We start from the raw sequence: 5,658 nt of genomic DNA on the forward strand, positions 1-5,658 counted from the left end.
ATTTTGTCGAGGCCGGGACCAGCCCTCACCCGGTCTCGCTGACGCGAGCCCGACCTCTCCCGCCAGGCGGGAGAGGCAACGCGAGAAGACGTTCGAGACCCTATCGCTCTTCGGCTGGGGGCAGGGCCTAAGCCCGCTCCTCCGCCCAGATCGCATCCAGCCCCTCGCGATAGCTCGGATAGGCCAGGTGCGCCCCGAGCTCGTCGATGATCCGGTCGACCTTCAGCCGCTTGCACTCGGAATAGAATTCGCGGCCGAGCGGCGACAGGCCGGCCTGCTCGAACGGAATCAACGGCGGCGGGTCGATGCCGAGCAGGCGGGCGGCGTGCTCGATCGGGTCGTTCGGGCTGGAGGGGTGGCCGTCGGCGACATTGTAGATCGCGCCCGGAGCAGGCCGGCGCATCGAGGCCATCAGCACCGTGCCGATATCGTCGACATGGATGCGGTTGAACACTTGGCCCGGCTTGTCGATGCGCCGCGCCCGGCCGTGCCGGAGCTGGTCCAGCGCGCTGCGCCCCGGCCCGTAGATCCCGGCCAGGCGGAACACCTGCACCGCCACGCCGGTGCTCTGGAATGCCGTGAACCAGGCACGCTCCGCCTCCAGCCGCTTCCAGCCGCGCGGCGAGCCGGGGGTCGGGTCGGCCGATTCGTCGATCCAGGCGCCGCCGCGGTCGCCATAGACCGAAGGGGTCGAGAGGTAGCCGGCCCAGCCCAGCTGCGGCAGCGCCCGCAGCGCCTCGGCCAGCGCCGGTACCACGGGGTCGCCCGAGTCCTCCGGCGAGATCGACTGCACCAGATGCGTGGTCCCGGCCAGGGCGGCGGGGTCGAGCGGCTGGCCCGGGCCGAAGGCGTGGGCCTCGAAGCCTTCGTCCCGCAGCCGCTCCAGCCGGTCGGCGTCGCGGGTGGTGCCGGCGACCTGCCAGCCGAGGTCGCGCAGCCGCCGCGCCAGCCGGGTCATGCTGTAGCCGAGGCCGAAGACGAACAGTCTTCCGGGTCGCAGATCGTCCATTGCGTGTCGCGTCGCTGTTGCCTTCCGGTGGAAGCCTATAGCAATGTGCCGGCCGGGACGTCGACGGTGCGTCCCGCGACGCCCCCGGGATGCCCATCGGCAACGGGGTTCCATCGGACGGATAGATCCAAGCGATATCCGCGCGTGCCGCCCACCGTCCGCTGCCGGGACCTGTCCCGGCCGTGCCGGCATGGCGGGAAGCCAGGAGGGCATGATGGCGGGCAAGCTGGGCGTGATGATCTGCGGCCATGGCAGCCGGGATCAGGGGGCCGTGGACGAGTTCGCCGCCGTGTCCCTGCAGCTGCGGCGCCGCCTGCCGCAATACGAGGTCGATTACGGCTATCTCGAATTCGCCCGCCCGATCATCCGCGACGGGCTGGACCGGCTGCGCGCGAAGGGCGTGACCGAGGTGCTGGCGATCCCCGGCATGCTGTTCGCCGCCGGCCACGCCAAGAACGACATCCCCTCGGTGCTGAACACCTATCAGGCGCAGCATCCGGGCCTGACCATCCGCTACGGCCGCGAGCTGGGCATCGACGTCAAGATGCTGCGCGCCGCCGGGGAGCGGGTGCAGGAGGCGGTGGAGATCGCCGACGCCCGTCGTGGAGGTGAGGGGCGGGAGGATGGGCCGATCGGCCGGCACGAGACCATGCTGGTCGTGGTCGGCCGCGGCGCCTCGGACCCCGACGCCAACTCCAACGTCGCCAAGGTCATGCGGATGCTGTGGGAGGGGATGGGCTTCGGCTGGGGCGAGACCGCCTATTCCGGCGTCACCTTCCCGTTGGTCGAACCGGCGCTGGAGCATGCGGCGAAGCTGGGCTACCGCCGCATCGTCGTGTTCCCGTACTTCCTGTTCACCGGCATCCTGGTCGACCGGATCTACGACGCGACCGACGCCGTCGCTGCCCGCCATCCGGGCATTGAGTTCGTCAAGGCGCGCTACCTGAACGACCACCCGCTGGTGCTGGAGACGCTGGAGGACCGGATCGCCGAGATCCTCGAAGGCACCGGCAACATGAACTGCCAGATGTGCAAGTACCGGATGCAGGTGCTGGGCTTCGAGGCCGAGGTCGGCCTGCCGCAGGAGAGCCACCACCACCACGTCGAAGGCATCTCCGGCGGCCCGGCCCACCATCATCATGATCACGATCATGGGCAAAGCCACGATCATGGGCATCACCATGACCATGGTCACGACCATCATCATCACGGCGATCACGGCCACCATCACCATCATCACGACGACGGCCATCATCACCACGACCACGGTCACGATCATGGGCACGGCCACCACCATCATCCGTATCCCCATGCCGATCATCCGCTGGGGCCGAAGAGCCTGAAGAAGGCCGGGTGAGGGCATCCATGGTGCGGTCGTCCTTGCCTCCCACAATCACGTCATTCCCGCGAAAGCGGGGATCTCCCGACGGCGTCGAACCGGGAGAGATTCCCGCTTTCGCGGGAATGACGGTGGAGGGTGAGGGGGAAGGCATCAGCCCATCCCATCGCTACGACTATCTCCGCGACCCGGAGGCGATCTACCGCCAGTCCTTCGCCACCATCCGGGCGGAGGCGCGGCTGGACCGGTTTTCGCCGGATGTCGCCGGGCTGGCGGTCCGGGTGGCGCATGCCTGCGGCATGGTCGAGGTGGTCGACGATCTGCTCTTCACCCCCGATGTCGCCGCCCGCGGCCGGGCAGCGCTGGCGGCCGGCGCGCCGGTGCTGGTCGACTGCCGCATGGTCGAGGCCGGCATCATCCGGTCGCGCCTGCCGGCCGGGAACGAGGTCGTGTCCCTGATCGGCGACCCGTCGCTGCCGGAGCTGGCGCGCCGCCTCGGCACCACCCGTTCGGCCGCGATGGTCGAGCTGTGGCGCGGCCGGCTGGACGGCGCGGTGGTGGCGATCGGCAACGCCCCGACCGCCTTGTTCCGCCTCCTGGAATTGCTGGAGGAGGGGGCGCCGCGGCCCGCCGCCATCCTGGGCTTTCCGGTCGGCTTCGTCGGCGCCGCCGAGTCCAAGACGGCCCTGGCCGAAGCTGGGCTTGACGTTCCGTTCCTGACCCTGCCGGGCCGGCGCGGCGGCAGCGCCATGGCCTCGGCCGCCGTGAACGCTTTGGCGCGGGAGGGGATCTGATGACCCCCTGGCTCAGCGTGATCGGCATCGGCGAGGACGGGCTTGCCGGCCTGTCGCCGGCGGCCCGCGCGCTCTATGACGGCGCCGAGATCGTGGTCGGCGGAAAGCGGCACCTGGCGATGGTGCCGGAGGATGGCCGCCGCCGCATCCCCTGGCCGCCGCAGCTGCTGGCGCTGGTGCCGGAGATCGAGGCGCTGCGCGGCCGCCGCGTCTGCGTCCTGGCCAGCGGCGACCCGATGTGCTTCGGCGTCGGCGTCACCCTGTCGCGCCGCATCCCGATCGCCGAGATGGTGGTGATGCCCACGCCTTCGGCCTTCAGCCTGGCCTGCGCCCGGCTGGGCTGGCCGCTGGTCGAGGCGCGCATGGTGACGCTGCACGGAAGGCCGCTGGAGCTGGTGGTGCCGCACCTCCAGCCCGGCGCGAAGATCCTGGTCCTCAGCGCCGACCGCACCACGCCGGCGCGGCTGGCCGACCTCTTGCGCCGCACCGGCTGGGGCGGCAGCGGCTTCGCCGTGCTGGAGCGGATGGGCGGGGAGGGCGAGCGCCTCACCCACGCCACGGCCGCCGAGTGGGGCGATCGCGAGGTCGACGACCTCAACACCATCGCTCTGGACTGCGTCGCCGGGCCGGAGACGCGGGTGCTGCCGCCGGTGCCGGGCCTGCCGGACGACGCCTTCGCCCATGACGGCCAGCTGACCAAGCGCGAGGTGCGGGCTGTGACCCTGGCCGCGCTGGCGCCGTCGCCCGGGCAGGTGCTGTGGGATGTCGGCGCCGGATGCGGCTCGATCGCCATCGAATGGATGCGCAGCGACCCGCGCTGCCGGGCCGTGGCGGTCGAGCGCGACGATGGCCGTCTGGCCCTGATCGCCCAGAACGCGGCGGCGCTGGGCACGCCCTTCCTCAAGGTGGTGCGCGGCGACGCGCCTACGGCTCTGACCGACGACCTGCTGCGGCCTGACGCGGTGTTCATCGGCGGCGGCATCACGGCGGGCGGCTTGGTCGAAGCCTGCTGGGCGGCGCTGCCGCCGGGCGGCCGGCTGGTCGCCAATGTGGTGACGGCGGAGGGCGAGGTCGCGGTGATCGGCTATCAGTCCCGGCTCGGCGGCACCCTGTCCCGCATCGCCGTGTCCCGCGCCGAGCCGGTTGGCGGCTACCAGGGCTGGCGCCCGCTGATGCCGGTGACGCAATGGACGGCAGCGAAGCCGTGGAGGCAGGCATGACCGGCACCCTCTACGGCCTCGGCGTGGGCCCTGGCGATCCGGAGCTGGTGACGCTGAAGGCGCTGCGCCTGCTGCGGGCGGCGCCGGTGCTGGCTTATCCGGCGCCGGATGTCGGCGACAGCTTCGCCCGCGCGATCGTGGCGCCGCATCTGCAAGGCGGGCAGATCGAGATCGCCATCCGCGTGCCGATGCGGGTCGACCCGGCCCCGGCCCAAGCGGCCTATGACGCTGCGGCGGTCGAGATCGGCGGCCATCTCGACGCCGGCCGCAACGTCGCGGTGCTGTGCGAGGGGGACCCGTTCTTCTACGGCTCCTTCATGTACCTGTTCGGCCGGCTGGCGGAGCGCCACCGGGTCGAGGTGGTGCCCGGCGTCTCGTCGCTGACCGCCTGCGCCGCCGCCACCGGCCTGCCGCTGGCCGCCCGCAACGACGTGCTGACGGTTTTGCCGGCGCCGCTGCCCGAGGAGGATCTGCGCCCCATGCTGCAGGCGGCCGAGGCGGTGGCGATCATGAAGCTCAGACGTCACTTCAAGAAGATATCACAATTGCTTAAAGAAGCTGGGTTGTATGACAGCGCACGCTATGTCGAGCGGGCGACGCTCGGCCATCAGCGCGTGCTGAAGCTGGCCGAGGTGGATCCCGAATCCGTGCCCTATTTCTCGATGATCCTGGCGCATCGGCGCGGGGCGGCGTGGCGATGACGGCGCTGATCACCCTGACCGCGGGCGGGCTCGCCACCGCGCAGCGGCTGAAGCCGCTGCTGCCGGGGGCCGCGATCCACGCGCCATCCTGCCGCGTCACCGGCGCCGACATCGCCTTCGGCAAGCTGGCCAACCATCTGCGGGCCCTGTTCGCGGCCGGCGAGCCGATCATCGGCCTCTGCGCCGCGGGCGCGCTGATCCGCATCCTGGCGCCGCTCTTGTCCGACAAGCGCGCCGAGCCCCCAATTCTGGCGGTGGCGGAGGATGGCAGCGCGGTGGTGCCGCTGCTGGGCGGCCATCACGGCGCCAACGACCTGGCCCGGCAGGTGGCGCAGATTCTCGGCATCGCCCCGGCCATCACCACCGCCGGCGACCTGCGCTTCGGCGTGGCGCTGGACGATCCGCCGCCCGGGTGGCGGTTGTCGGAGTCCAGCGATTACAAGAGCTTCGCGGCCGATCTTCTGGCCGGCGAAACCGTGCGCCTCGACGGCGACCTGCCCTGGCTGGCGGAGGCCGAACTGCCTCTCGACCCGGCCGCGCGTAAGACGATCGTGGCCGGCACCCGCGCCCTGCCGGCCGATCCCGACCGGCTGGT

General features: G+C 71.4%; 5 protein-coding genes and 1 pseudogene. 5 read left to right on the forward strand and 1 reads right to left on the reverse strand.

What is annotated here, in order from left to right:
* Positions 1–127 precede the first annotated feature (127 nt).
* Positions 128–1,009 carry an SDR family oxidoreductase gene (locus tag P409_RS24905; protein WP_034844879.1) on the reverse strand — a complete coding sequence of 294 codons (882 nt, stop codon included), beginning with the start codon at positions 1,007–1,009 and terminating at the stop codon, positions 128–130.
* Between the two features lie 214 nt (positions 1,010–1,223).
* Here P409_RS24905 and P409_RS24910 point away from each other — a divergent pair, with 214 nt between their 5' ends.
* From P409_RS24910 to P409_RS24930, 5 genes and pseudogenes are all read left to right on the forward strand, one after another.
* On the forward strand, positions 1,224–2,366 hold the full coding sequence (locus P409_RS24910; RefSeq protein WP_034844883.1) for a sirohydrochlorin chelatase: 1,143 nt from the start codon (positions 1,224–1,226) through the stop codon (positions 2,364–2,366).
* A 107-nt stretch (positions 2,367–2,473) separates the two neighbouring features.
* On the forward strand, positions 2,474–3,142 hold the full coding sequence (locus P409_RS24915) for a precorrin-8X methylmutase (RefSeq protein WP_052121360.1): 669 nt from the start codon (positions 2,474–2,476) through the stop codon (positions 3,140–3,142).
* The gene (locus tag P409_RS24920) at positions 3,142–4,362 is read left to right on the forward strand and encodes a bifunctional cobalt-precorrin-7 (C(5))-methyltransferase/cobalt-precorrin-6B (C(15))-methyltransferase (RefSeq protein WP_034844880.1); all 1,221 of its coding nucleotides are present in this window, start codon (positions 3,142–3,144) and stop codon (positions 4,360–4,362) included. The genes P409_RS24915 and P409_RS24920 overlap by 1 nt, the downstream gene beginning before the upstream one ends.
* The gene (cobI, locus tag P409_RS24925; RefSeq protein ID WP_034844886.1) at positions 4,359–5,063 is read left to right on the forward strand and encodes a precorrin-2 C(20)-methyltransferase; all 705 of its coding nucleotides are present in this window, start codon (positions 4,359–4,361) and stop codon (positions 5,061–5,063) included. The genes P409_RS24920 and cobI overlap by 4 nt, the downstream gene beginning before the upstream one ends.
* Positions 5,060–5,658 (forward strand): annotated as a pseudogene (locus tag P409_RS24930) (cobalt-precorrin 5A hydrolase); the annotation flags it as partial. The gene cobI and the pseudogene P409_RS24930, both read left to right, overlap by 4 nt.

This window comes from Inquilinus limosus MP06, assembly GCF_000767795.1.
Taxonomy (GTDB): Bacteria; Pseudomonadota; Alphaproteobacteria; order DSM-16000; family Inquilinaceae; genus Inquilinus; species Inquilinus limosus_E.